Here is a 25,112-nt window from a genome sequence, read left to right on the forward strand (position 1 = left end):
CGGCGTGCGGGTGGGGCTGACCGTCTGCTACGACATCCGCTTCCCGGCCCTCTACACCGAGCTGGCCCGCCGCGGCGCCCAGCTGATCGCCGTCTGCGCGTCGTGGGGCGCGGGGCCCGGCAAGCTCGACCAGTGGACGCTGTTGGCACGGGCCCGCGCGCTCGATTCGATGAGCTACGTCGCCGCGGCCGGGCAGGCCGACCCGGGCGAGTCGCTGACCGGGTCGGGCGCGCCCACCGGGGTGGGCGGCAGCCTGGTGGTCTCCCCATTCGGGGAGGTCGTCGCGTCGGCCGGTTCCGCGCCGCAGTTGGTGCTGGCCGACATCGACGTCGACCGCGTCGCCAAGGCTCGCGAGAGCATCGCGGTGCTGCGCAACCACTCAGATTTTGCTCAGCTCGATAAGGCAGAATCGGTCGGGTGACGAACCCACAAGGACCACCGAACCAGGACCCGTCGACGTGGGGCCGTCCCGGCAACCAAGGCCCCTTCGGCCAGCCCCCCACCGAGCGGCCGACCGAGCGGATCAACACCGGCGGCCCGGCCCCCGCGCCGCCGCCTCCCGCCGCAGGTCCGCCGCCGGGTCAGACCGAACGGATCGGCACGCCCCCGCCGAACATGCAGCGGCCCGACTACCCGCCGCCACCCCCGCCGATTCCGCCCGCGGGGGCGACCGAGAAGCTGCCCACGCCCGGCGAGGAACCGGCCGGAGGGAAGAAGAAGCGTCGCTTCCTGCGCGACCCGCTGTCCGTGGTGCTGGTCTGCATCATCGTGGTTTGCCTGGTGATCGCCGCGCTGGTCGGGGGCGAGCTGTACGTCCGTCACGTCGCCAACAGCAAGGTCGCCGAGGCGGTGGCGTGTGAGGTCAAGGACCAGGCCACCGCGTCGTTCGGGGTGGCGCCGCTGATGCTGTGGCAGCAGCTCACCAAGCACTACACCAACATCTCGGTGTCGACCGCGGGTAACCAGGTGCGTGATGCCAAGGGCATGAAGATCGACATCAACATCCGCGACGTCCAGCTCAGGGACACGCAGGACTCCAAGGGCACCATCGGGTCGCTTGACGCGACCGTCACCTGGACGTCCGACGGCATCAAGGAATCGGTTCAGAACGCGATCCCGGTGCTGGGCCCGTTCGTCACCAACACGGTGACCACGCACCCCAACGACGGCACCATCGAGCTGAAGGGCATGTTGGACAACCTGACCACCAAGCCGGTGGTGTCGGGCAACGGCCTGCAGCTGCAGATCGTCAGCTTCAACGCGCTCGGCTTCACCATGCCCAAGGAGTCGGTGCAGTCGACCCTGGACGACTTCACCGCGCAGTTCACCAAGAACTACCCGCTGGGCATCCACGCGGACAGCGTGCAGGTCACCAATGATGGTGTGACCAGCCACTTCTCGACGCGGAACGCGAGCATCCCCACCGGCAACAACAACGACCCCTGCTTCGCCAACCTCTGACGACGGCTCAGTCGAGCCCGTCGAGCACCGCCCGCGTGCCGGACAGCCCGAGCCGGGTGGCACCGGCGTCCAGCATCGCCAGCGCGTCGGCAGCGCTGCGGATGCCCCCGCTGGCCTTGACGCCCAACCTGCCGCCGACGGTCTGACTCATCACGGTGACGGCACGCACCGACGCGCCGCCCGCGGGATGGAACCCGGTCGACGTCTTGACGAAGTTGGCGCCGGCGTCCTCGGCCGCGCGACACACCCGCACCAGCGTGCGCTCGTCCGGCCCCGACAACAGCACCGCGGACTCCACGATCACCTTGAGCACCGAGGCGGCGTCGACGGTGTTCATGGCGGCGCGCACGGCCGCGATATCGGCCCGCACCGCCTCGATGTCTCCGGCCAGCGCGGCGCCGATGTCGATGACCATGTCGACCTCGGTGGCGCCGGATGCCACGGCCTGTTCGGCCTCGTGCGCCTTGACCGCCGGAATGTGCTTGCCCGACGGGAAACCCGCCACGCTCGCCACGGCGACGTCGCCTTCGGCCCGCACCGCGGCCGGAACCATCGACGGCGAGACGCACACGGCGTAGACGCGCAATTCGGCGGCCTCCGCGACCAGGGCGACCACGTCCGCCTCGGTGGCCTCGGGTTTGAGCAGGGTGTGGTCGACCATGGCCGCCAGCTGCGCCCGGGTGGGTTTGCTCGCCACTAGAACCTTTCCTCGGGTCCGCCCGGATTGCAGCCGGAGGCGACCATCTCGGTGTCGTCGACGACCGGGCGCCACGGTTCCAGGTTCCAGCTGGTCTTGCCGGGCTCGGCCAGCTCGGCGAACTGCCAATGACAGACGAACTGCGCACGCATCCCGGCGGTGTCGGCGTCCGGGGACAGCGCCAGCACTTCGGCCCACGCCTCGTCGGCGAGGGCCGCGTTCCCGGACTGCCTGGCGGCCAGCCGGCCCGATGGTGTCGGAAAGACCCGAAGGCTGCTCAGGCCGTGCCACTGCGCCCACTCGGTGTGGTCGATGAACGGCGGGGACATCGTGGCCGGGTCCGCCGCTGCGGCGCCCGCTGAGCCCCACAGCGCGACAAGCACCGCGGCGGGCGCCGTCAGCCGGGCCTTCATCCGCTAGCGCGACTTACCTTGAATTTCAAGAAGTTTCGGCCGCACGTCGACCAGATACACGCCCGCCGCGCACGCGGCGATCGCCATCCCGAGTACCCCGAAGACAAAACTCAGGATGGATGTCAGGGCGACAGCCAGACCGAGGATCACCAGCCACACCGGCTTGGTCAGCTTGTCGGCGGCGGTGTAGGCGTCGGGCCGCTGCAGTGCTGCATGCACGAACGCGTATACCGCCGTGACCAAGACGGCGATCTGCAAGACCAACATGACGGTACCCACGAGGTGGCTCACGCCTTAAGCGTATGCGGGCGCCGTCCCAAACGTCGACTCAGAGTTGCCCGAAGGACAACTCCGAGTCGAGCGTCTTGACTTACTTCTGGGTGACCTTCTTGGCGGACGCCTTCTTGGCGGGCGCCTTCTTGGCCGGGGCCTTCTTGGCGGGCGCCTTCTTGGCGACAGCCTTCTGAGCCTTCTTGGCCGTCTCGTCGGACTTCTTGGGCAGCTCGATGCCGACCAGCTTGGCCGCGCGCTCGCCGACCGCGCGGGTCTGCGACGCCACGGTGCCCAGCGCCTCCTGGGTCAGCTCGACGGCCTGGTCCACGTAGCCCTCGGCGCGCGCGGAGGCGTCGTCCAGGCCCGTCTGGCTGCGCAGCCGCTGCAGGGCGGCCTCGCCCCGCTCGACCAGCTCGTTGTAGCGGTTGGTCGCCGCGTCCAGGTAGCCCTCGGCGGCCTTGCGCAGTTCCTCGCTGGTGAACCGCTCGCGCAGCTCGTCGAGCTGCTCGGGCAGGTCCTCCTGCAGCCGGGTCAGCCGTGCGCGGCTCTCCTCCACCCGGGTGCGGGTGTCGGCGCGGGTCTCTTCAGCGCGCTCACGCAGGCTGGCGATCAAGTCATTGACAGTGGCCAGGGCCAGGTCGGCCGCGCCAAGGGCCGCGAGCAGGGGTGCCCGCAAATCTTCGATGTTCGAATTGTCCGCCATGGTTATTCCTTTCATGGTTTTCCGTTATTGGCGTTCTTGGGTGTGGGTTATGGAAGCTAAGGCGGGCGTCTCCTTCTCCGCTGGCGGCCGCCGGATTTCCGCTCTGGGTAACCCGTGCGGTCGGGGTTGATACATCACCAACCGCTAGCGTGACGTGGAAGTCCGGACGGCCGGTAGGGCCGTTGATCACTCGTCGCCGTTGGGTTCGGTGGAACACTCCTCGTCGCTTGATTCAGTTGATTCGTTTTGTTGGGTGAACGATGCGTAGACGTCGAGCAGAACCTGCTTCTGGCGCTCGGTAATCGCGGTGTCGGTGATGATGGCGTCGCGCACCTGACTTTTGTCGCTGGGCTCGAGGATCCCGGCCCGCACGTAGAGAACCTCGGCGGAAACCCGCAGCGCCTTCGCTATTTGATTGAGCACGTCGGCGGACGGCTTGCGCAATCCACGCTCCACCTGGCTCAGATACGGATTGCTGACCCCGGATTTTTCGGCGAGTTGGCGCACCGAGACCTGCGCGAGTTCGCGCTGGCTGCGAATGAAGCTACCGATGTCCGAGGCCATGTCGGAGGCGGCGTTGGACACCTTGGCGGAGAGCTTCTCCTCGGGTGTCATGGCGTGCTCCTGGTCGGCTGATCGATGTTGACGGCCACCAGATTACTACAAGTGCTTGCTTTTGCAAGCACTTGTTAGCACTACTAGAAAAGTAGTTGGGCGACGGCGTAGATCACCAGACCGGCCAGGGAACCGACCACGGTTCCGTTGATCCGGATGAACTGCAGATCACGGCCCACGTGCAACTCGATGCGCCGGCTGGCCTCCTCGGCGTCCCAGCGCTCGATGGTGTCGGTGATGATGGCGGTGATCTCCACGCCGTACTGCGAAACCAGGTGCTGGGCCGCCCGCACGATCCAGTTGTCCACCTTGTCGCGCAGGTCGGCGTCGTCGCGCAGCGATTCCCCGATGCGTACGACGGTGTCGGTGATGCGGGTGCGCAGCGTGCTGGAGGGGTCGTCCACGCCTTCGAGCACCAGGCGTTTCAGCGTCTTCCAGGCCGTGGCGGCGGCGTTGGCGATCTCGTCGCGCGCCATCAGCTGCTCCTTGATCGCATCGGCGCGCGCGATGGTGTCCGCGTCGTTTTGCAGGTCGTCGGCGAACTCGAACAGAAAGCGCGTCGCCGACCGGCGCAGCTCGTGGTCGGGATTGCGGCGCACCTTGTCGGTGAAGTCCATCAGCTCGCGGTGGATGCGGTCGCCGACCAGATGGTCGATGAAGCGCGGCGACCACGTCGGCGAATCCCGCTCGACCACCCGCTGGATCACCTCGCCGGCGTTCAGCGACCACTGGAAGGCCCGGTCGGCCAGCAACTGGATCAGCGCCTCCTGCCGGTTCTCGGCGAGCAGCGTCGCCAGCACCCGCCCCACCGGCGGCCCCCACTGCGGTTCGGCGATGCGGCGCACGATCATCCGGTCGATCACCTGCTGGACGTCGTCGTCGCGCAGCAGCTCCACCAGCACCCGCAGCACCGTGGCCGTCTCGCTGGCGACACGTTGGGCGTGGGCGGCCTCCGACAGCCACTTGCCGAGCCGTCCGGGCACCTCCGCGTCCCGCAGCTTGGTCTCCACCACCGGCGGCGACAGGAAGTTCTCCCGCACGAAGGTTCCCAGCCCCTCGCCGAGTTGATCCTTCTTGCGCTTGATGATCGCGGTGTGCGGGATGGGGATGCCCAGCGGATGCCTGAACAGCGCCGTGACCGCGAACCAGTCGGCCAGCGCGCCCACCATTCCGGCCTCCGCGGCGGCACCGACATAGCCGACCCAGGCACCCAGGTGGGCGTGGGCCTGGGCCCACCGGCAGGCGAGGAACAGGCCGGTGGCGCCGATCAGGAAGCCCAGCGCCACCGCCTTCATCCGGCGCAGCGCCACCCGGCGCTCCGCATCGGCCTGCGGATCGGCACCGGCGAATGATTCGGCCAACGATGCGTGCGGCCGCTCGGTTCCGGTCAACGGGGTCATCGAGTCCGGCCCCGCCGCTCGCGGGCCCGGCGCTGCGCCTCGAGGCGAGGCTCTGTGTACCACCACTCCATCATTCATTGTCCCGGCCGATTGGTGTGACGGCACTGTTCGGGAGGCCCGTAGCGGGGCGCGGCCGAAGTCCGGAACAGGCCCGCACGCCGTAGTATCGAGGGCGTCTAGTGAATGGGAAATAGGCGATAGTGGCGGAGCAAATGTTGGCTGCGACGGCCAAGACGGATGGCCGCAAGCGGCGCTGGCATCAGCACAAGGTGGAGCGCCGCAACGAGTTGGTAGACGGGACGATCGACGCGATCCGGCGGCGCGGCGGCACGTTGAGCATGGACGAGATCGCCGCGGAGATCGGCGTCTCCAAGACGGTGTTGTACCGCTACTTCGTCGACAAGAACGATCTGACGACCGCCGTCATGATGCGGTTCACCCAAACCACGCTGATTCCAAATATGGCGTCGGCGCTGACATCCAATCTCGACGGCTTCGACCTGACCCGGGAGGTCATCCGGGTGTACGTCGAAACCGTCGCGAACGAACCCGAGCCGTACCGCTTCGTGATGTCCAACAGCTCGGCCAGCAAGAGCAAGGTGATCGCCGACTCCGAGCGGATCATCGCCCGCATGCTGGCGGTGCTGATGCGCCGCCGGATGCAACAGGCGGGGATGGACACCGGTGGCGCGGAGCCATGGGCCTACCTGATCGTCGGTGGCGTTCAGCTGGCCACCCACTCCTGGATGTCGGATCCGCGGATGAGCCGCGACGAGTTGATCGACTACCTGACGATGCTGAGCTGGAATGCGCTGAAGGGCATCGTCGAGGTGGGCGGCTCGCTGGACAAGTTCCGCGAAGAGCCCCACCCCTCGCCGATTGTGCCGCCCCGCGGGGCTGAGGATCGGGCCCCGCTCTAGGCGCCTTCCGAAGCGCGCGGCGGACCGTCTTTTGTCAATTCCACTCGCCTCGTGTGACGCTTATGACGCGCTCGGCCAGACGACTCGCACAGCCGTAGCGACTAGCATGCAGGGATGCATGGGGGGTGACGCGAGGGTGCGTCGGGCTGGTCAGCCACCCCTGGCTCCGCATAACGAAAGGCTCTACTCGACATGTCAGTGCAGCTCACGCCGCATTTTGGAAACGTGCAAGCCCACTACGACCTGTCCGATGACTTCTTCCGGCTGTTCCTGGACCCCACCCAGACATACAGCTGCGCCTACTTCGAGCGCGACGACATGACCCTGGAAGAGGCGCAGCTCGCCAAGATCGACCTGGCGCTGGGCAAGCTGAACCTCGAGCCGGGGATGACGTTGCTGGACATCGGCTGCGGCTGGGGCGCCACCATGCGGCGGGCGATCGAGAAGTACGACGTCAACGTCGTGGGCCTGACGTTGTCGGAGAACCAGGCCAAGCACGTGCAGGCGATGTTCGACGAGCTCGACACCCCGCGCAGCCGGCGGGTGCTGCTGGAGGGGTGGGAGAAGTTCCACGAGCCCGTCGACCGCATCGTCTCCATCGGCGCCTTCGAGCACTTCGGCCGGCAGCGCTACGGCCGCTTCTTCAAGATGGCCTATCAGGCGCTGCCGTCCGACGGAGCGATGTTGCTGCACACCATCGTTCGCCCGTCCTTCAAGGATGCCCGGGCACGGGGCATGACACTGACCCACGAGATCGTTCACTTCTCACAGTTCATCCTGACCGAGATCTTCCCGGGGGGCTGGCTGCCGACCCCGCAGACCGTCGGAGAGTACGCGGTCACCGCCGGCTTCGAACTGACCCGGGTCCACTCGCTGCAGCTGCACTACGCGAGGACCCTGGAGACCTGGGCGGCCGCGCTGGCGGCCAATCGCGAGGAGGCCATCGCCATCCAGTCCCGAGAGGTCTACGACCGGTACATGAAGTACCTGACCGGCTGCGCGAAGCTGTTCCGCCAGGGCTACACCGACGTCGACCAGTTCACCCTGGAGAAGAAGAAGTAGCCGGGCTGAGCCGTCAGTACGTGTAGAAGCCCCGGCCGGTCTTCTTGCCGAGCCGGCCCGCCTCCACCATGCGCAGCAACAGCGGCGGCGGGCCGTACTGCGGTTCCTTGAATTCCTCGAACATCTTGTCCGCGATCAGTTTCAGGGTGTCCAGCCCCACCAAGTCGGACAGCCGCAGCGGGCCCATCGGGTGCGACAGCCCGGCGACGACGGCTTTGTCGACGTCCTCGATGGTGGCAAAACCGGCCTCCACCATCCGAATTGCCGACAACAGGTAGGGAACCAGCAGCGCGTTCACGACAAAGCCGGACCGGTCGGAGCAGCGCACCACCTGCTTGCCGAGGACCGCGCTCGCGAACTCCTCGGTGCGCGCGGCGGCGGCTTCGTCGGTGACCAGCGTGCTGACCAGCTCGACCAGCGGCAGCACCGGCACGGGGTTGAAGAAGTGCAGGCCCAGCACCCGCTGCGGGTACTTGGTGGCCGCGGCGATCTTCATGATCGGGATGCTGGACGTGTTGGATGCCAGCACCGCGTCGGGATCGCTGATGGCGCGGTCGAGTTCGGCGAAGATGTCCGCCTTGACGGCCTCGTCCTCGACGATCGCTTCGATGACCAGCTGGCGGTCGGCGAGGTCCTTCAGATCGGTGGTGAAGGTGAGCTTGCCCAGCGCGCGGTCGCGCTCCCGCTCGGTGACCTTGCCCGCGCTCACGCCGCGCTCCAGCGACTTGACGATGCGGTTGCGTCCGGCCGTGATCAGGGCCTCGGTGGTCTCGAACACCGTCACGTCGACACCGGCGCGGACCGAGACTTCGGCGATGCCGGATCCCATCTGGCCGGCCCCGACAACCCCTACCCGTTGAATCGCTGCGTCGCTCACTGTCATCTCTTTCGGTGTCGTATCGTCTTGCACCGCAATAGGCCCCGCCCAGGATCGCTGGGCGGGGCCAATGCTACTTCACGGTGAACAGGGGCAGATTCGCACAATCTGGATCGCAGCCGTGCGAATCCGCTCTGCTCGTCCTCAGTGAAACTGACCCTCTTCGGTGGAGCCGGTCAGCGCGGTGGTCGACGAGGTGGGGTCAACCGTGGTGGCGATGCGGTCGAAGTAACCGGCACCGACCTCGCGCTGGTGCTTGGTCGCGGTGTAACCGCGTTCCTCGGCGGCGAACTCGCGCTCCTGCAGCTCCACGTACGCGGTCATCTGGTTGCGGGCGTAGCCGTAGGCCAGATCGAACATCGAGTAGTTCAGCGCGTGGAAGCCGGCCAGCGTGATGAACTGGAACTTGAATCCCATTGCGGCAAGCTCCTTTTGGAACTTCGCGATGGTGGAGTCGTCCAGGTGCTTCTTCCAGTTGAACGACGGCGAGCAGTTGTAGGCCAGCATCTGGTCGGGGAACTCGGACTTGACGCCCTCGGCGAACTTGGCGGCCAGGTCGAGGTCCGGCGTGCCGGTCTCCATCCAGATCAGGTCGGAGTACGGCGCGTAGGCCTTGGCCCGGGCGATGCAGGGCTCCAGGCCGTTCTTCACCCGGTAGAAGCCCTCCTTGGTCCGCTCACCGGTGATGAACGGCTGGTCACGCTCGTCGACGTCCGACGTGATCAGGGTCGCCGCCTCGGCATCGGTCCGGGCGATGACGACGGTCGGCACGTCGCAGACGTCGGCCGCCAGGCGCGCCGAGGTCAGCGTCCGGATGTGCTGCTGGGTCGGGATGAGCACCTTGCCGCCCAGGTGACCGCACTTCTTCTCCGAGGCGAGCTGGTCCTCCCAGTGCGAGCCCGCGACGCCCGCCGCGATCATCGCCTTCTGCAGCTCGTAGACGTTCAGCGCACCGCCGAAGCCGGCCTCGCCGTCGGCCACGATCGGGGCCAGCCAGTTCTCCACCGAGGTGTCGCCCTCGACCCGGGCGATCTCGTCGGCGCGAAGCAGCGCGTTGTTGATGCGGCGCACCACCTGCGGCACCGAGTTGGCCGGGTACAGGCTCTGGTCGGGGTAGGTGTGGCCGGACAGGTTGGCGTCACCGGCGACCTGCCAACCCGACAGGTAGATCGCCTTCAGGCCGGCGCGGACCTGCTGGACGGCCATGTTGCCGGTCAGGGCGCCGAGCGCGTTGATCCACTCCAGGTCGTGCAGTTGCTCCCACAACACCTCGGCGCCGCGGCGAGCCAGCGTGTGCTCCTCGACCACGGTGCCCTGCAGGGCGACGACGTCCTCGGCGCTGTAGGTGCGGGTGACACCCTTCCAACGCGGGTTGGTGTCCCAGTCCTTCTGGATCTGTTCCGGGCTCTTGGGGGTGCCAACGACAGACATTGGGCATGCTCCTTAACGAATCTTCACTACTACTGGGTTGGTGAACGCTTCACCGGCGGTAGCTAGAGGCTCAACTTCGCTGGTGTGCTAACTCGAAGATGGCACAGCTATTGACGCAGGTCCAGCCGTTTCATTTGCCAATTTCGGCAACGACCGTGCCCGGTTTAGCAAATCTTGCGAAGACGAACGGAAACTGAACCGTTTCAGAAACTACCGGCGGGTAACAAGAATCCGCAGGTCAGCCGGTAATTTACCGGGACGCTTGTCCGGTTAGCGGTTGAAGAGCGCGGCGACCGCTTTCGTCTCGTCGCCGACCGCGTATGTGAGCGTTGTAACAGGCCGATCGACGAGCCCGGGACCGAATTGGTCGGTCGATCCGGCCGGATGGATGTGCGAGATGATCTCCAGCTTGTCGCCCAGCGCCACCGGCGCCTCGTGCTCGATCGTGACGCGCAGGGGCCGCGCCATCAAAGCCAGGTGCGACGCCAGGTAGTCCTCGATCACGCTCCAGTACACCGAGTTGTTCATGTGGTCGAACAGGTCGATGTCGGTCACCCGGACGGGAAACTCGTGAATCTCGACCGCGTCGTCGCGGCTGCCCGGCTTGAGGTAGCCCTTCCACCGCAGCCGGTCGACCGACGTGGTTTTGTGCAGCCCGGCGAGGAAGTCGTCGGAGATGCGCGACGGCATCTGGGTCTCCCGGTTGATGTTGATCCAGAAGGCCTCGGACTCGATCAGGCCGCCCTTGCGACCGTCGACGCGAACCCGCATCTCACACCACCGGTTCGACGTGCCCGAACACCACCGGCGGCAGCGCAGCATGTCCTGAAACTCGATCGGACGGATCAGGTCGAGCATCGTGCGGCGGACGATCCACAGCGGGTGGGTCTCCTCGAAACCCATCTCGCGCAGCTGATCCTGGCCGATGTCCTGGATGTGCCGGCACGCCGCGTCCAGCCGCAGGCGGCCCGTGCGGTCGATGTCGGCCACCCGCAGCGGCCATTCACGGTCGAACACATCGGGGTGGCCGTCGGGAACCGGCATCAGTTCTTTGTCCAGGCTCACGGCTTCGCTCCCCGTTTCCTCCTTGTGGGCACTCACGTTGAGGCCTCCGTTGCGAATCATGCCAACGCCCTGTGTCAAAAACCAATCCCGACGCGTCCGCGCCCGCGTGCAAACCCTGCCAACTTCGGCTTAGCAACCCGCTATCCTGGGCAAAGTGTCCAAGACCTTCGTGGGCTCCCGGGTCCGCCAGCTGCGCCACGAGCGCGGCTTCTCCCAGGCCGCCCTGGCCCAGATGCTGGAGATCTCCCCGAGCTACCTGAACCAGATCGAGCACGACGTGCGCCCCCTGACGGTGGCGGTGCTGCTGCGGATCACCGAGGTGTTCGGCGTGGATGCGACGTTCTTCGCCTCCCAGGACGACACCCGGCTGGTCGCCGAGCTGCGCGAGGTCACCATGGACCGCGACCTGGACATCGACGTCGACCCGACCGAGGTGGCCGAGATGGTCAGCGCCCACCCGACCCTGGCCCGCGCGGTGGTCAACCTGCACCGGCGCTACCGGATCACCACCGCGCAGCTGGCCGCCGCGACCGAGGAGCGGTACTCCGACGGCAGCGGCAGCGGCTCGATCACCATGCCGCACGAGGAAGTGCGCGACTACTTCTACCAACGCCAGAACTATCTGCACGAGCTGGACACCGCCGCCGAAGATCTCACGATCCAGATGCGGATGCACCACGGCGACCTCGCCCGCGAGCTGAACCGCCGGCTGACCGAGGTGCACGGCGTGCACATCAACAGGCGGATCGATCTCGGTGACACCGTGTTGCACCGGTACGACCCCACGACCAAGACGCTGGAGATCAGCAACCACCTCTCGCTCGGCCAGCAGGTGTTCAAGATGGCCGCCGAATTGGCCTACCTCGAGTACGGCGACCTCATCGACACCCTGGTAGAGGAGGGCAAGTTCACCAGCGACGAGTCGCACACGCTGGCCCGGCTGGGGCTGGCCAACTACTTCGCCGCGGCCGCGGTGCTGCCCTACCGCCAGTTCCACGACGTCTCGGAGAATTTCCGCTACGACGTCGAGCGGTTGTCCTCCTTCTACTCGGTGAGCTACGAGACGATCGCGCACCGGCTTTCGACGTTGCAGCGGCCGTCGATGCGCGGCGTTCCGTTCTCGTTCGTCCGCGTCGATCGCGCGGGCAACATGTCAAAACGACAGTCCGCCACCGGGTTTCACTTCTCCTCCAGCGGCGGCACCTGCCCGCTGTGGAACGTGTACGAAACGTTCGCCAATCCGGGCAAGATCCTGGTCCAGATCGCCCAGATGCCCGATGGCCGCAACTACATGTGGGTGGCCCGGACCGTGGAGCGTCGGGCCGCCCGGTATGGTCAGCCGGGTAAAACCTTCGCGATCGGGCTGGGCTGCGAGCTGCGCCACGCGCACCGGCTCGTCTACTCCGAAGGACTCGACGTCTCGGGGGATTCAGGAACAGTGGCCACACCGATCGGCGCGGGATGCCGGGTCTGCGAACGCGACAACTGCCCGCAGCGGGCGTTCCCGGCCCTGGGGCGCGCCCTGGATCTCGACGAGCACCGCAGCACGGTCTCCCCGTACCTGGTGAAGCAACCGTGACCGGCGCTCAGCATGGCCGCATCCCGTCGGGGCGCTTCCGCGAACTGGGCCCGGTCAACTGGGTGCTCGCGAAGCTGGCCGCGCGGACGGTGCGGGCGCCCGAGATGCATCTGTTCACCACGCTGGGCCAGCACCGCCTGCTGTTCTTGGCGTGGAGCATCTACAGCGGCCGCGTGCTGCGGGGCCGGCTGCCTGCGATCGACACCGAACTGGTGATCCTGCGGGTCGCGCATGTGCGCGGCTGCGAATACGAACTGCAGCACCACCGCCGGATGGCCGCCAAGCAGGGGCTCGACGCCGACCTGCAGGCCGCCATCTTCGCGTGGCCCGAACGGCTGGACCGGGTCGAGGCGCGCCTGACCGTGCGGCAGCAGGCGCTGCTGACGGCCACCGACGAGTTCGTCAAAGACCGGACCATCACCGACGCCACCTGGCAGCAGCTCGCGGAGCACCTGGACCGCCGTCAGCTGATCGAATTCTGCTTGCTGGCAAGCCAATACGACGGCCTGGCCGCGACGATGGCGGCCCTGGACATCCCGCTGGACAACCCGCGCTAGAGCCCGTCAGAGGTAGACACTGGCCAGCACGGCCAGCGTCAGCGCCAGCGGCGGCACGGACAGCCCGAAGCCGAACCCCGACCACGCGTATTTCCTGCGCCGGCGCAGCAACGACGCCCACATCGTGGCGCAGACCGCGAGCGCGAGCGACAGCAGCAACACCGTCGGGGCCCACTGCCCCACCGCCGCGTTGTCGTCGGCGATCGAAAAGGCCAGCAACCACAGCAGATAACCCGCGGCGAGACCGCCGACGGCCCCGAGAAAGACGTCGCTGCGCATGCGGCTCAGAAGTTGATCATGTGGCCGGTCAAGCCGTGGAAGCACTCCTGCAGCGCCTCCGACATGGTCGGATGGGTGTGCACGTTGCGCGCCAGCTCGTTGGCGGTCAGGTCCCACTTCTGCGCCAGCGTCAGCTCGGGCAGCAGCTCGGACACGTCGTGGCCGATCAGGTGCCCGCCCAGCAACTCGAGATGCTTCGCGTCGGCGACCAGCTTGACGAAGCCGCTGGGGTCACCCAGGCCGTGCGCCTTGCCGTTGGCGGTGAACGGGAACTTCGCCACCACGACGTCGTGGCCTTCGTCGCGGGCCTGCTGCTCGGTCAGCCCGAAGCTGGCCACCTGCGGCTGGCAGAACGTCGCCCGCGGCAACATCCGGTAGTCGCCCAGCGCCAAAGTCTCTGCGCCGGCAATGGTTTCGGCCGCCACCACACCCATGGCCTCGGCGACGTGCGCCAGCATCAGCTTCCCGGTGACGTCACCGATGGCGTAGATGTGCGGCACGCTGGTGATCATGTATTCGTTGATGCCGATGGCCTTGCGGTCGGTCAGCGCGACGCCGGCCTTATCCAGGCCATAACCCTCGACGTTGGGCGCAAAGCCGATGGCCTGCAACACTTTTGCGGCCTTGAGTTCCTGCGTGTTGCCGTCCTTGCTGACCACCACGGTCACCTCGGAGCCGTTGTCCGAGATGGACTCGACCTTGGTCCCGGTGAGGATCTTGATGCCCAGCTTCTTGAACTGCTTCTCGATCTCCTTGGACACGTCGGCGTCCTCGTTGGGCAGCGCGCGCGGCAGGAACTCCACGATGGTCACGTCGACGCCGTAGTTCTTCATGACGTAGCCGAACTCCATGCCGATAGCGCCGGCGCCGGCGATGACGATCGACTCGGGCAGCTCGCGGGAGAGGATCTGTTCCTCGTAGGTGACCACGTTGGCCGACAGCGACGTCCCCGGCACCAGCCGGGTGCTGCTGCCGGTGGCGATGATGGCGTTGTCGAACGTGACGGTCTCGGTCCCGCCGTCGTTGAGGTCCACCGACAACGTGTTGGCGTCGGTGAATCTGCCGTACCCGTTGATCTCGGTGATCTTGTTCTTCTTCATCAGGAAGTGCACGCCCGCGACCCGGCCCTCGGCCACCTTGCGGCTGCGGTCGAAGGCGGCGCCGTAATCGAAGGTCGCCTCACCGTTCATCCCGAAAGCCTTGGCTTCCTTGGTGAAGATGTGGACCAGCTCGGCGTTGCGGAGCAGCGCCTTGGACGGGATGCAGCCGACGTTGAGGCAGACACCGCCCCAGTACTTCGGCTCGACGACTGCGGTGTTCAGGCCGAGCTGTGCGGCGCGAATGGCTGCGACATATCCGCCGGGACCGGCCCCGAGGACGACGACGTCAAAATGGGTCACGGCCACTACCCTAGTGGCCGCCCGGGTGAGGCGTTAATACGGAATGAGGCCGAGGAGGCAGTGGCCCACCCGCGCGCAGTGGTAATAGCCGTGCAGGGGCGCCGCGGCGGTCAGCGAGGCGAACGGCCCCGACATCACCGCCAGCGACAGCGCCGAGACCAGCGGCCTGCCCTCGACCATCGCGAGCAGCACGCCACCGACGGCGCACGCCACCACGTACACCAGGATGGTGAACAGCGCCGCGGTTTGGTCGGTCGAGTGATACCACCAATAGAACAGGCCGAACCCGACGACCGCCGCCAGGCACCACACGCCGAGGATCACCAGCAGCAGCTTCCACCACTTCAGGTAGAGGTAGCGCCCGGGAACGGTGACGGGTTGCACCGGCGCGACAGCGGATTCGGCGTCGGCGCTATGTTCGGACGGGGCCGGCTCATGCGTCTGCGGCCCGTCTGAGGCGGCGGCCTGCTCGCCGGTGTCGTCGGTGTCGTCGGAGAAGTCCGGCTTCCACGACTGGGTCCCGGTGTCCTCGTCGGAATCGGAGAAGTCGGGCACCCATGACTGGGTGCCCGGGCTCGACGGGGTGTCGTCGTCAGCCATGGTTGGTCACCTGCAGGGCGACGAGCACACCGAACCAGCCGGGCGCCACCGCCATGACGAAGGCGCCCAGCATCGTCACCCACCGTCGTCCGGAGAAGAGGACCGTCAGCAGCCCGGCAGCGCTGGGAATCCCGACCACGAACGCGAGGGCGAAGGCCGGGCGGATGCTCCCATGGACGGTGCCGGCGAATCCCACCCCCGCCAGCAGCCCGACCGCGGCGCCGATCAGCATGGCGCCGGCCAACAACCGCGGACGCGGGAGGGGGATCACGATTTCGACATTACTGCGGTCACCGACCCGGAGGGCACGTTCGCAGAGCCGCGTCAGTCACCACCTGACCGCGCGCGCAAGGGCGTTCGCCACGTTCATAGTCGGCGCCGGTGATGACCCGGGCGTCCCGCAGCGCGGCCTGTTCGTCATCGGTGAAGACGCGGCCGCGGGACAGGAACCGCACCCCTTCGGGCGCCTCCAGGCTGAACCCGCCGCCCCGGCCCGGGACCACATCGATGACCAGCTGGGTGTGCTTCCAGGTCTGATACTGCGGCCCAGAGATCCACACCGGCACCCCATCCGTCCCGACGTCGAGCACCCCGAGCAACACGTCGCGGTCGCCGACGAGGAAATCACGGAGTGGGTAGCACATCGGCGACGACCCGTCGCAGCAGCCGCCGGACTGGTGGAACATCACCGGGCCGTGCCGGTCCTGCAGTCGCTCCAGCAGTTCGGCGGCGTCCGCGGTGATGACGACACCCGGAACCATCAGAAGAAGCCCTGCGCCTTGTCCGAGTAGGACACCATCAGGTTCTTGGTCTGTTGGTAGTGGTCGAGCATCATCTTGTGGTTCTCCCGGCCGATGCCCGATTGCTTGTAGCCGCCGAAAGCGGCGTGGGCGGGATACACGTGGTAGCAGTTGACCCACACCCGGCCGGCCTGGATGTCCCGCCCGGCTCGGTAGGCGGTGTTGCCGTCGCGGCTCCACACCCCCGCACCCAGACCGTAGAGGGTGTCGTTGGCGATCGAGATCGCGTCGTCGTAGTCGGAGAACGACGTCACCGCCACCACCGGGCCGAAGATCTCCTCCTGGAAGATCCGCATCTTGTTGTTGCCGGCGAAGATCGTCGGCTGCATGTAGTAGCCGCCGGACAGGTCGCCGCCCAGCTCGGCGCGCTCGCCGCCGGTGATGACCTTGGCGCCCTCGTCCTTGCCGATCTCGATGTAGGACAACACCTTTTCCAGCTGGTCGTTGGATGCCTGTGAACCCAGCATCGTCTCGGTGTCCAGCGGATCACCCTGCCGCACCGCCTTGGTCCGGATGGCGGCCAGCTCCAGGAACTCGTCGTAGATGTCGGACTGGACCAGGCTGCGCGACGGGCAGGTGCACACCTCGCCCTGGTTCAGGGCGAACATGGTGAAGCCCTCCAGCGCCTTGTCCTGGAAATCGTCACCCTTGGCCATCACGTCGGAGAAGAAGATGTTGGGGCTCTTGCCGCCGAGCTCGAGGGTGACCGGGATCAGGTTCTGCGACGCGTACTGCATGATCAGCCGCCCGGTGGTGGTCTCGCCGGTGAACGCGATCTTGGCGATCCGGTTGCTCGACGCCAGCGGCTTGCCCGCCTCCGCGCCGAACCCGTTGACGACGTTGACCACGCCCGCCGGCAGCAGGTCACCGATCAGCGACATCAGGTAGAGCACCGAGACCGGCGTCTGCTCGGCGGGTTTGAGCACCACCGCGTTGCCGGCCGCCAGCGCGGGCGCCAGCTTCCAGGTGGCCATCAGGATCGGGAAGTTCCACGGAATGATCTGCCCGACCACGCCGAGCGGCTCGTGGAAGTGGTAGGCGACGGTGTCCTCGTCGATCTGGGACAGCGAGCCCTCCTGCGCGCGGATCGCCCCGGCGAAGTAGCGGAAATGGTCGACCGCCAGCGTGATGTCGGCGCCCAGCGCCTCGCGGATCGGTTTCCCGTTGTCCCACACTTCTGCCACCGCCAGGGCGGCCTTGTTCGCCTCGATCCGGTCGGCGATCTTGTTGAGGATCGCCGCCCGTTCGGCCGGTGGGGTCTTGCCCCACGCCCCCGCCGCCCCGTGAGCGGCGTCGAGCGCCTTCTCGACATCGGCCTCGTCCGACCGGGCCACCTCGCAGAACGGCTGGCCGGTCACCGGTGTCGGGTTCTCGAAATAGCGGCCCTGCGCCGGCCGGACCCATTCGCCCCCAATGAAGTTGTCGTAGCGGGCTTCATACGACATCAACGCCCCAGCGGAACCTGGACGTGCGAAAACAGTCATCTGCTCGGCTCCTCGCTCGTCTGTGTAATACACCTCACACTACCGCCGGAGGCCACAATGGCGGTCATGACATCGCAAGCCCCCGCGGCCCCCGACGACGACCGTGACCCCTACCTGTGGCTCGAGGAGGTCACCGGCGACGAGGCGCTGGATTGGGTGCGGGCGCGCAACGAACCGACGTTGGCGACCTTCCGCGACGCGGAGTTCGAGCGAATGCGCACCGAGGCGCTCGAGGTGCTCGACACCGACGCCCGCATCCCGTACGTGGTCCGCCGCGGCGAGTACCTCTACAACTTCTGGCGCGACGCCGACAACCCGCGCGGACTGTGGCGGCGCACCACGCTCGAGAGCTATCGGACCGATGCCCCCGAGTGGGACGTGCTGATCGATGTCGACGAGTTGGGCCGGACCGACGACGAGAAGTGGGTGTGGGCCGGCGCCGGTGTCATCGAACCGGAGTACACGCGCGCCCTGGTCGCGCTGTCCAGGGGCGGCTCGGACGCGTCCATCGTGCGCGAATTCGACATGGGGACACGCGAATTCGTCGTCGACGGATTCGCGCTGCCGGAGGCCAAGTCGCAACTTGCCTGGGTGGATACCGACACCGTGCTGGTGGGCACGGACTTCGGCGCCGACTCGCTCACCGATTCGGGCTACCCGCGGGTGATCAAGCGATGGCGGCGGGGCACCCCACTGACCGACGCGGAAACCGTGTTCGAGGGCGCCCGCACCGACGTCCGCGTGTCCGCCTCGGTGGACCGCACCCCCGGCTTCGAGCGCACCCTGCTGGGGCGGGCCCTCGACTTCTGGAACGAAGAGGTCTACGAACTGCGGGGCCTTTCAGAAAACCCAGAGCTGATCCGCATCGACGCGCCCACCGACGCGAGCTTGTCGATACACCGGGAGTGGCTCCTGATCGAGCTGCGCACCGATTGGTTCTACGGCGCGCAGAGCTATCCCGTCGGTTCTTTGCTGGCGGCGAACTATGACGAGTTCTTGTCGGGCACGGCCGAATTGAGCGTGGTGTTCGAGCCAGACGAGCACACCGCCCTGAACCACTACGCGTGGACGCGCGACCGCCTGTTGATGGTCACCCTCGCCGACGTGGCCAGCCGGGTGGAGATCGTCACGCCCGGAACGTGGGAACGTCAACCGTTAGCCGGCATCCCCGACGCGACCCACACCGTCGTCGTCGCGGCCGACGACACCGGCGACGAGTTCTTCCTGGACTCCAGCGGATTCGTCAACCCGTCGCGGCTCATGCGCGGCACCGGCGCAGGCCCGCTCGACCAGATCAAGTCCGCGCCGGCCTTCTTCGACGCCGGCAACCTCGCCGTCTCCCAGCATTTCGTGGCGTCGCAGGACGGGACGCCGATCCCGTACTTCGTGGTGCGGCCCGCCGACGCGCGGGGCCCGGGGCCGACCATGCTGTACGGCTACGGCGGCTTCGAATCCGCCAACACCCCCGCCTACAGCGGCGTGCTCGGCCGGCTGTGGCTGGCCCGAGGCGGCACCTACGTGCTCGCCAACATCCGCGGCGGCGGCGAGTACGGGCCCGGCTGGCACACCCAGGCCATGCGCGAGAACCGGCACAAGGTGGCCGAGGATTTCGCTGCGGTGGCAACGGATTTGGTGAATCGGGGCATTACCACCGTGGACCAGCTCGGCGCGCAGGGTGGCAGCAACGGCGGCCTGCTGATGGGCATCATGCTGACCCAGTACCCGGAGAGATTCGGCGCGCTGGTCTGCAGCGTGCCGCTGCTGGACATGAAGCGCTACCACCTGCTGCTCGCGGGCGCCTCGTGGATGGCCGAGTACGGCGACCCGGACAACCCGGACGACTGGGCGTTCATCTCCGAATATTCGCCCTACCAGAACATTTCCGCCACGCGCCACTATCCGCCGGTGCTGATGACCACGTCGACCCGCGACGATCGGGTCCATCCGGGCCATGCCCGCAAGATGACGGCGGCGCTGGAGGCCGCGGGCCACCGGGTCTACTACTACGAGAACATCGAGGGCGGCCACGCCGGCGCGGCCGACAACCAGCAGGTTGCCTTCAAGTCGGCGCTGACCTATTCCTTCCTGTGGCGGATGCTCGCCAGGTCATAAGATCGTCGGCGTGTCAGCGACCCAACGCATCGAACTCACCCTGCTGGCGACGGGGTTGATCTTCGTCCTGGTCTCGGCGGCGCAGGCACGCTACCGATTCATCCGTCATCGCCGCGCCGGCAGGCGGTTCTACTGGACGACCGCGATCATCGGCATCGTCTGCTTCGCGATCGGCACGGGCAGGGTCTGGCCCAACGCCGTCTGCGTGGCGGTGATCTTTTCCGGCGTCGTCGTCTTGTCGGCCTACCTGACTACGCCGTATCTCAAGATCGGCGACCGCATCTACGCGTCGTCGCCGGAAAACCGTCGGCCCGATCCCTAAAGGATGCTATGACCGCACCCGACTTCGAGACGCTCCTCTATACGACGGCCGCCCCGGTGGCCACCATCACGCTGAACCGCCCGGAGCAGCTCAACACCATCGTGCCGCCCATGCCCGACGAGATCGAGGCGGCGGTCGGGCTGGCGGAGCGCGACCCGGCCGTCAAGGTCATCGTGCTGCGCGGCGCGGGCCGGGCGTTCTCCGGCGGCTACGACTTCGGCGGCGGCTTTCAGCACTGGGGCGAGTCGATGATGACCGACGGCAAGTGGGATCCCGGCAAGGACTTCGCGATGGTCACCTCCCGCGAGACGGGGCCGACGCACAAGTTCATGGCCATCTGGCGGGCATCCAAGCCGGTCATCGCCCAGGTGCACGGCTGGTGCGTGGGCGGCGCAAGCGATTACGCCCTGTGCGCGGACCTGGTGATCGCCAGCAACGACGCGGTGATCGGCACCCCGTACAGCAGGATGTGGGGCGCATACCTGAGCGGGATGTGGCTCTACCGGCTCAGCTTCGCCAAGGCCAAGTGGCATTCGCTGACCGGTCGGCCGCTGACCGGCGTGCAGGCGGCCGAGGTCGAGCTGATCAACGAGGCGGTGCCGTTCGAGCGTCTCGAGGCCCGGGTCGCCGAGGTAGCCGCCGAGCTGGCCCGGATTCCGCTGTCGCAGTTGCAGGCGCAGAAGCTGATCGTCAACCAGGCCTACGAGAACATGGGGTTGGCGTCCACCCAGACGCTCGGCGGCATCCTCGACGGCTTGATGCGCAACACCCCCGACGCCCTGGAGTTCGTCAAGACGGCCGAAACCGAGGGCGTTCGGGCGGCGGTCGAGCGCCGCGACGGCCCCTTCGGGGACTACAGCCAGGCCCCGCCGGAGCTGCGGCCCGACCCCGCGCACGTCATCGTGCCTGATCGGGACCAATGCTGAGATGGGCTAGGAACCTGTTCCCCGGCGCCCAAAAAGTGTTACCGTTATCAACTATGTCCCGGCTGACTTCTGGCCTGCGTGCAGGCGCCGCTGTCCTCGCCCTGGGTATCGCCGCGACGGCGTTCCCGAAAACCGCCGTGGCCGACTCCACGGAGGACTTCCCGATTCCGCGCAGGATGATCAACACCACCTGCGACGCCGAGCAGATCATGGCGGCCACCCGCGACACCAGCCCGGTGTACTACCAGCGCTACATGATCGACTTCGACAACCACCCGAACGTCCAGCAGGCGACGATCGACAAGGTGCATTGGTTCTACTCGCTGTCGCCGGAGGACCGCCGGACGTATTCGGAGAACTTCTTCAACAACGACCCGCTGTGGTACGCGTGGCCGAACCACATGAAGCTCTTCTTCAACAACAAGGGCGTCGTGGCCAAGGCCACCGACGTGTGCAACCAATACCCGCCCGGCGACATGGCGGTCTGGGACTGGGCCGAGCCGACTGGTCCGCCTGGATGGCCGGGACCCGTCCGCGGCAGGGTCCAGTAATTCCGCGCTAGGGCTCAGTAATGCGGTGACGCCGCCGGGAACCAGTCTGTGTTGGTCGCCCCGGCGGCGGCCTCGCGGCGCCGCCTCGTCGGATCAGCGCGGCTGGACCAACCCGCCCGGCGGGTGCTCCTCGACGTTCCTGAGGAGCAGATCGCGCACAGCGGGACGCGGTCCGTACGGTCGCAGCATGGTGCTGGCCGGCCGTGGACGCACGTGCTGCGGCCACCAGAACCAGCGCCCGAGCAGGGTTGCCAGCGACGGCGTCATGAACGACCGCACGATCAAGGTGTCGAACAACAAACCCAGCGCGATCGTCGTACCCACCTGGGCCATCACCAGCAGCGGGCTGAACATGAACGTGGCCATGGTCGCGGCGAACACCAGGCCGGCGGAGGTCACCACCGAGCCCGAACCGGCCATCGCGCGGATCGTCCCGGTTTTGAGCCCGGCGTGGATTTCCTCCTTGAACCGCGATATCAGCAGCAGGTTGTAGTCCGAGCCGACCGCCAGCAGCAGGATGATCGCCATCGCCAGCACCATCCAGTGCAACTTGATGCCCAGGATGTACTGCCAAAGGAGCACGGAGAGCCCGAACGAGGCGCCCAGTGACAGCAACACCGTACCGACGATCACGAAGGCCGCCACGGCGCTTCGGGTGATCACCAGCATGATGATGAAAATCAGTGTGGCTGCAGCAATTCCGGCGATCAGCAGGTCGATGTTAGAGCCGTCGTGCATGTCCTTGTACGTCGCGGCGGTACCGCCGAGGTAAACCTTGGAGCCCTCCCAGGGCGTGCCCTTGATCGCCTCGTGCACGGCCTGCTTGATCGGTTCGATGTGGCTGATGCCTTCGGGGCTCGCCGGGTCGCCTTCATGGGAGATGATCAACCGGACCGCGTGCCCGTCCGGCGAAATGAAGTTCTTCAGACCCCGTGCGAAATCCGGGCTCTTGAACGCCTCCGGCGGGAGGTAGAACGTGTCGTCATTCTTTGCTTTGTCGAAGGCATCGCCCTGGGCGGTGGCGTTGTCGGACTGCGCTTTCGCCTGTTCGTTGAGACCCATCGTGGTCGCGTAGTTCGACATGATGGTGTCGAGGTTGCGCTGCTGGCTTTCGATTTGCGGCGGTATCAGCGCCACCAGCTTCGGCTGGATCTGATCCAACTTGTCCAGATTCGCACTCAGTTCAACGATGTTCTGAGCCACCTGGTCGATGCCGTCGAGCGCGTTGAAGACCGACCGTAGCGCCCAGCAGGCCGGAATGTCGTAGCAGTGCCTCTCCCAGTAGAAGAAGCTGCGGATCGGCCGGAAGAAGTCGTCGAAGTTGGCGATGTCATCGCGCAACGCCTCGGTGATCCGCACGGTTTCCTTGGTGAGCCTGGTGGTTTCGTGCGTCGTGTTGCTGAGGTCCTGGGTGACCTGCATCTGTTCATGCAGGGTGGCCATGGTCTTGCGCAGTTCGTCGGCCTGCTTGAGCAGGTTGTTCGCCTGCTCTTCCTGATAGTGCTGGGTCTGGATCCGCCCCGCTGCTTGTGCGCCCATCTGGAAACCGAGGGTGCTGTGGTCGAGCGGCGTGCCCAACGGCCGGGTGATGGTCTGCACCCGGCCAATGCCGGGGATGTGGAAGACCGCCTTGGCGACCTTGTCCAGGACCAGGAAGTCGGCGGGGTTGCGCAAGTCGTGATCGGTTTCGATCATCAACAACTCGGGATTGAGCCGCGCCTGGTCGAAATGCCGGTCCGCGGCGGCATACCCGACATTGGCCGGGGTGTCCGCCGGCAGGAAGTGGCGGTTGTCGTAGTCCGTCTTGTAGCCCGGCAGGGCGAGCAGACCAACCAGTGCGACCCCGATGGTCACCGCGAAAACCGGTGCGGGCCAGCGGACGACCGCGGTGCCGATGCGACGCCAGCCCCGGGTCTGCAGCGTGCGCTTCGGATCCATGAGCTTGAAGAACGAAGCCACCGTCAAAACCGCCGGAGCCAGCGTCAAAGCCGCCAACACCGCGACCAGCATGCCCACCGCACAGGGCACCCCCAGCGACTCGAAGTACGGCAGCCGGCAGAAGCTCAGGCAGTACATCGCGCCGGCGATCGTCAGGCCCGACCCAAGCACGACGTGCGCGGTGCTGTGGAACATCGTGTAGAACGCTTGCTCACGGGTCTCGCCCAGACCGCGCGCCTCGTGGTAGCGCCCGACCACGAAGATCGCGTAGTCCGTTCCGGCGGCGATCGCCATCAGCACCAGCATGTTGTTGGCGAACGTCGAGAGCCCCATGATCCCGTAGTTTCCGAGCGTCGCGACGACACCACGGGCCGCCGCCAACTCGATGAAGACCATCGCCAGCATGATCAGCATGGTGACGATCGAGCGGTAGACGAACAGCAGCATCACCACGATCACCAAAAAAGTGACAAGGGTGACGAGCATGACGCCCTTCTCGCCCGCATGGGACTGATCGGCGAACAGCGGACCCGCGCCGGTGACATACGCCTTGATTCCCGGCGGTGCGGGCACCGAGTCCACGATCTTGCGGACGGCCAGGGCAGACTCGTTCGCCAGCCCGCCGCCCATGTTCCCGGCGAGGTAGACCTGGACGTACGCGGCCTTTTGGTCGTGGCTCTGGGAACCCGCCGCCGTCAGCGGATCACTCCAGAAATCCTGCACGTGCTGAACGTGCGTCTTGTCTTGCTCGACGCGCCTGACGATCTCGTCGTAGTAACGGTGCGCTTCGGCGCCGAGTGGCTTGTCGCCCTCCAGCAAGATCATGGCCGAGTTGTCGGAGTTGAACTCTTTGAACGTCGATCCGACCTTCATCATCGACTGAAAGGACGCCGCGGCAGTGGGACTCATCGACACCGAGTGGGTTTTGGCGACGACCTCCAGCTGCGGGGCCACGGTGTTGGTGAGGAACACGATGCCCAACCAGATCAGGACGATCGGCAGGGCGAGCCGGTGGATCATCCGCGGCAGGAACGGCGGGATCAGCGGCTGGTCGACGCGCGGCGGAGCCCCGCCTGGCTCGCTCATGCGGACTTGTCCAGGCAGTAGACGAAGGGGTTCACGGTTTCGTTGGCATCCGAGCGATTCGGAGCCTTGATCACGTCACCGTGCCCGTCGTGGTTGTTCACGACGAATTGGCAGGCGATCCAACTGCCGTCGCCTTGTGCAATCAGGTTTGCCGGGATGCCGGGCTTCGTTGAACTCAATACTTTGCTCCAGGGCAAGGACACGTTGAGGGCCTGCTGCGGATGGGAGTTTTCGTCGAGGTAGTTGATGGTTGCCGTGCTGCCCGGTGAGCCCCAGACCTGGAGCGTGATCGTCTTGGCGTTGAACTCGTCGAGGACCTCGCCCGACGTGCCGCCACCGAACGAACCCTTGTGAACTCCGAAGACGCCGTGCAATCGGTATACGACGAATCCCGACACCGCGACGACGGCTGCGATCGTGAGCACCAACCAGAAACGCGCCAGCAGCCCCTTTTTCCCGGAAGGCTGCGGAGCGCCCTTTTTGCCCTCGCCGGCGCCGGAGCCCTGCTTCTGCAGCGGCTCGGTCCTTGGCTCAGTCGTCGTCATGGGCGCTCCAAGTCCT

General features: G+C 66.6%; 27 protein-coding genes. 10 read left to right on the plus strand and 17 right to left on the minus strand.

Going from position 1 to position 25,112, the window contains the following annotated elements; translation table 11 throughout:
• Both A5711_RS18760 and A5711_RS18765 read left to right on the plus strand, forming a co-directional pair.
• The coding region (locus A5711_RS18760; protein WP_304442546.1) for a nitrilase-related carbon-nitrogen hydrolase at positions 1–421 on the plus strand (421 nt) is incomplete at its 5' end.
• Positions 418–1,461 carry a DUF2993 domain-containing protein gene (locus A5711_RS18765; RefSeq protein WP_067949119.1) on the plus strand — a complete coding sequence of 348 codons (1,044 nt, stop codon included), beginning with the start codon at positions 418–420 and terminating at the stop codon, positions 1,459–1,461. The genes A5711_RS18760 and A5711_RS18765, both read left to right, overlap by 4 nt.
• A gap of 7 nt (positions 1,462–1,468) precedes the next feature.
• On the opposite strand, the gene deoC is transcribed toward A5711_RS18765, so the two are convergent.
• The 6 genes from deoC to A5711_RS18795 all read right to left on the minus strand — a co-directional run bounded on the left by deoC (position 1,469) and on the right by A5711_RS18795 (position 5,628).
• Positions 1,469–2,158 carry a deoxyribose-phosphate aldolase gene (gene deoC / locus A5711_RS18770; protein WP_082975771.1) on the minus strand — a complete coding sequence of 230 codons (690 nt, stop codon included), beginning with the start codon at positions 2,156–2,158 and terminating at the stop codon, positions 1,469–1,471.
• Positions 2,158–2,571 carry a DUF2599 domain-containing protein gene (locus A5711_RS18775; protein WP_067949121.1) on the minus strand — a complete coding sequence of 138 codons (414 nt, stop codon included), beginning with the start codon at positions 2,569–2,571 and terminating at the stop codon, positions 2,158–2,160. Before A5711_RS18775 ends, deoC begins: the two co-directional genes overlap by 1 nt.
• 3 nt (positions 2,572–2,574) lie before the next feature.
• Positions 2,575–2,862 (minus strand): DUF2516 family protein, encoded by a 288-nt coding sequence (locus A5711_RS18780; RefSeq protein ID WP_040621261.1) that lies wholly within the window; start codon positions 2,860–2,862, stop codon positions 2,575–2,577.
• A gap of 79 nt (positions 2,863–2,941) precedes the next feature.
• Entirely contained in the window at positions 2,942–3,547 is a 606-nt protein-coding gene (gene hbhA / locus A5711_RS18785; RefSeq protein WP_066952171.1) for a heparin-binding hemagglutinin HbhA, read from the minus strand.
• Positions 3,548–3,733: 186 nt separating this feature from the next.
• Positions 3,734–4,162: a helix-turn-helix domain-containing protein gene (locus A5711_RS18790; protein WP_067949123.1), complete on the minus strand. Its 429-nt coding sequence runs from the start codon at positions 4,160–4,162 to the stop codon at positions 3,734–3,736.
• A gap of 83 nt (positions 4,163–4,245) precedes the next feature.
• Entirely contained in the window at positions 4,246–5,628 is a 1,383-nt protein-coding gene (locus A5711_RS18795) for a DUF445 domain-containing protein (protein ID WP_156744993.1), read from the minus strand.
• A gap of 146 nt (positions 5,629–5,774) precedes the next feature.
• Here A5711_RS18795 and A5711_RS18800 point away from each other — a divergent pair, with 146 nt between their 5' ends.
• Both A5711_RS18800 and pcaA read left to right on the plus strand, forming a co-directional pair.
• On the plus strand, positions 5,775–6,482 hold the full coding sequence (locus tag A5711_RS18800) for a TetR/AcrR family transcriptional regulator (protein WP_369806132.1): 708 nt from the start codon (positions 5,775–5,777) through the stop codon (positions 6,480–6,482).
• Positions 6,483–6,674: 192 nt separating this feature from the next.
• Complete coding sequence (pcaA, locus tag A5711_RS18805; RefSeq protein ID WP_067949128.1) at positions 6,675–7,544, plus strand: cyclopropane mycolic acid synthase PcaA; 870 nt, start codon at positions 6,675–6,677, stop codon at positions 7,542–7,544.
• 13 nt (positions 7,545–7,557) lie between these two features.
• Here the strand turns inward: pcaA and A5711_RS18810 are convergent, their stop codons facing one another.
• The 3 genes from A5711_RS18810 to A5711_RS18820 form a co-directional block, all read right to left on the minus strand.
• The gene (locus A5711_RS18810) at positions 7,558–8,421 is read right to left on the minus strand and encodes a 3-hydroxybutyryl-CoA dehydrogenase (RefSeq protein ID WP_156744994.1); all 864 of its coding nucleotides are present in this window, start codon (positions 8,419–8,421) and stop codon (positions 7,558–7,560) included.
• Positions 8,422–8,565: 144 nt separating this feature from the next.
• Positions 8,566–9,852 (minus strand): isocitrate lyase, encoded by a 1,287-nt coding sequence (aceA, locus tag A5711_RS18815; RefSeq protein ID WP_067949130.1) that lies wholly within the window; start codon positions 9,850–9,852, stop codon positions 8,566–8,568.
• A gap of 270 nt (positions 9,853–10,122) precedes the next feature.
• Entirely contained in the window at positions 10,123–10,917 is a 795-nt protein-coding gene (locus A5711_RS18820) for an acyl-[acyl-carrier-protein] thioesterase (protein WP_067282393.1), read from the minus strand.
• A 154-nt stretch (positions 10,918–11,071) separates the two neighbouring features.
• On the opposite strand from A5711_RS18820, the gene ramB reads away from it, so the two are divergent.
• Positions 11,072–12,496 carry an acetate metabolism transcriptional regulator RamB gene (gene ramB, locus A5711_RS18825; protein WP_067949131.1) on the plus strand — a complete coding sequence of 475 codons (1,425 nt, stop codon included), beginning with the start codon at positions 11,072–11,074 and terminating at the stop codon, positions 12,494–12,496.
• Positions 12,493–13,053 (plus strand): carboxymuconolactone decarboxylase family protein, encoded by a 561-nt coding sequence (locus A5711_RS18830; RefSeq protein WP_067949133.1) that lies wholly within the window; start codon positions 12,493–12,495, stop codon positions 13,051–13,053. The genes ramB and A5711_RS18830 overlap by 4 nt, the downstream gene beginning before the upstream one ends.
• Positions 13,054–13,059: 6 nt before the next feature.
• On the opposite strand, the gene A5711_RS18835 is transcribed toward A5711_RS18830, so the two are convergent.
• Genes A5711_RS18835 through A5711_RS18860 form a run of 6 tightly spaced genes read right to left on the minus strand, consistent with a single transcriptional unit; the run spans position 13,060 to position 17,616 of the window.
• Positions 13,060–13,332 (minus strand): hypothetical protein, encoded by a 273-nt coding sequence (locus A5711_RS18835; protein ID WP_067949134.1) that lies wholly within the window; start codon positions 13,330–13,332, stop codon positions 13,060–13,062.
• A gap of 5 nt (positions 13,333–13,337) precedes the next feature.
• Positions 13,338–14,732 carry a dihydrolipoyl dehydrogenase gene (gene lpdA / locus A5711_RS18840; RefSeq protein WP_067949217.1) on the minus strand — a complete coding sequence of 465 codons (1,395 nt, stop codon included), beginning with the start codon at positions 14,730–14,732 and terminating at the stop codon, positions 13,338–13,340.
• Positions 14,733–14,765: 33 nt separating this feature from the next.
• Positions 14,766–15,332 carry a hypothetical protein gene (locus A5711_RS18845; protein ID WP_067949136.1) on the minus strand — a complete coding sequence of 189 codons (567 nt, stop codon included), beginning with the start codon at positions 15,330–15,332 and terminating at the stop codon, positions 14,766–14,768.
• Positions 15,325–15,603, minus strand: coding sequence for a putative holin (locus A5711_RS18850; protein ID WP_068122675.1), 279 nt, complete (start codon positions 15,601–15,603; stop codon positions 15,325–15,327). The genes A5711_RS18845 and A5711_RS18850 overlap by 8 nt, the downstream gene beginning before the upstream one ends.
• 19 nt (positions 15,604–15,622) lie before the next feature.
• A complete protein-coding gene (locus A5711_RS18855) occupies positions 15,623–16,093 on the minus strand; it encodes a DUF779 domain-containing protein (RefSeq protein WP_067949138.1) in 471 nt (156 codons plus the stop codon).
• Positions 16,093–17,616, minus strand: a complete 1,524-nt coding sequence (locus A5711_RS18860; RefSeq protein WP_067949223.1) for an aldehyde dehydrogenase family protein — start codon at positions 17,614–17,616, stop codon at positions 16,093–16,095. Before A5711_RS18860 ends, A5711_RS18855 begins: the two co-directional genes overlap by 1 nt.
• 66 nt (positions 17,617–17,682) lie before the next feature.
• Between A5711_RS18860 and A5711_RS18865 the strand changes: the two genes are divergently transcribed.
• Genes A5711_RS18865 through A5711_RS18880 form a run of 4 tightly spaced genes read left to right on the plus strand, consistent with a single transcriptional unit; the run spans position 17,683 to position 21,527 of the window.
• Positions 17,683–19,728: a prolyl oligopeptidase family protein gene (locus A5711_RS18865; protein WP_067949225.1), complete on the plus strand. Its 2,046-nt coding sequence runs from the start codon at positions 17,683–17,685 to the stop codon at positions 19,726–19,728.
• 10 nt (positions 19,729–19,738) lie between these two features.
• Positions 19,739–20,050, plus strand: coding sequence for a hypothetical protein (locus A5711_RS18870; protein ID WP_067949140.1), 312 nt, complete (start codon positions 19,739–19,741; stop codon positions 20,048–20,050).
• Between the two features lie 8 nt (positions 20,051–20,058).
• Positions 20,059–20,976, plus strand: coding sequence for a crotonase/enoyl-CoA hydratase family protein (locus tag A5711_RS18875; RefSeq protein ID WP_067949143.1), 918 nt, complete (start codon positions 20,059–20,061; stop codon positions 20,974–20,976).
• 53 nt (positions 20,977–21,029) lie between these two features.
• On the plus strand, positions 21,030–21,527 hold the full coding sequence (locus tag A5711_RS18880; protein WP_067949144.1) for a DUF5078 domain-containing protein: 498 nt from the start codon (positions 21,030–21,032) through the stop codon (positions 21,525–21,527).
• A 93-nt stretch (positions 21,528–21,620) separates the two neighbouring features.
• On the opposite strand, the gene A5711_RS18885 is transcribed toward A5711_RS18880, so the two are convergent.
• Positions 21,621–24,551 (minus strand): RND family transporter, encoded by a 2,931-nt coding sequence (locus A5711_RS18885; RefSeq protein ID WP_067949147.1) that lies wholly within the window; start codon positions 24,549–24,551, stop codon positions 21,621–21,623.
• Positions 24,548–25,096, minus strand: a complete 549-nt coding sequence (locus tag A5711_RS18890; RefSeq protein WP_067949149.1) for an MmpS family transport accessory protein — start codon at positions 25,094–25,096, stop codon at positions 24,548–24,550. Before A5711_RS18890 ends, A5711_RS18885 begins: the two co-directional genes overlap by 4 nt.
• Positions 25,097–25,112 lie beyond the last annotated feature (16 nt).

This window comes from Mycobacterium sp. E2238 (assembly GCF_001672665.1).
GTDB lineage: Bacteria > Actinomycetota > Actinomycetes > Mycobacteriales > Mycobacteriaceae > Mycobacterium.